General features: G+C 57.4%; 1 protein-coding gene. It reads right to left on the minus strand.

The window, feature by feature from the left end; genetic code table 11:
- Window positions 1-766, minus strand: a 766-nt coding sequence (locus ACI48D_RS26015; protein ID WP_435574134.1) for an IS110 family transposase, incomplete at both ends; no start/stop codon positions are given.

Genomic DNA, 766 nt, shown 5'->3' on the forward strand with positions numbered 1-766 from the left:
ATAAGTAGCGTGCGTAGGTATGTGTCGCCGCGCTTGCTGATCCCTTGTAAATTCGTCTTCCCGCCGGACGAGTGCTGCTTGGGCACCAGGCCCAACCAAGCTGCCAGCTGCCGGCCATTCGCGAAATTCTTTGCATCGCCAACCGAAGCAACCAAGGCGCTGGCTGTGATCGGGCCGATCCCCGGAATCTTCTCCAGCTTACGCGACAGCGCATTGGCTCGATGCCAGTACTCGATCTGGTGTTCCATCTCATTCACTTGCCGATCCAGATCCTTGAAGTGCTCAAGCAACCGTAACACGAGCTCCCTGAATGCCCCGGGCAACTCGTCCGTCGCTTCATCGAGTATCGCTGGCACCCGACTGGTGATGTTTCCGATCCCTTGTGGCACAACCAAGCCGAATTCACTCAACAAACCACGGATCTGATTGGCTTGCGCCGTCCTTGCTTTAACCCATCCCTGCCTTACCCGATGCAACGCCAGCACCGCCTGCTGCTCGACATTCTTAACTGGCACGAACCGCATGTTCGGCCGCCGGACCGCTTCGCAAATCGCTTCGGCATCAGCAGCGTCGTGCTTGTTGGTCTTCACGTACGGCTTCACAAATTGCGGCGCCATCAGCTTCACAGTGTGTCCAAAGGCCTGCAGCCTTCTCGCCCAGTAATGCGCGCTGCCGCAGGCTTCCATCCCAATCAGACAGGCCGGTAGATTGGCAAAAAACTCTGCCATCTGGCCACGCTTGAGCTGCTTTCTCAGCACAACCTTCC

Origin of the sequence: Massilia sp. LXY-6, assembly GCF_051233485.1 — a bacterium.
Lineage (GTDB): Bacteria > Pseudomonadota > Gammaproteobacteria > Burkholderiales > Burkholderiaceae_D > Telluria.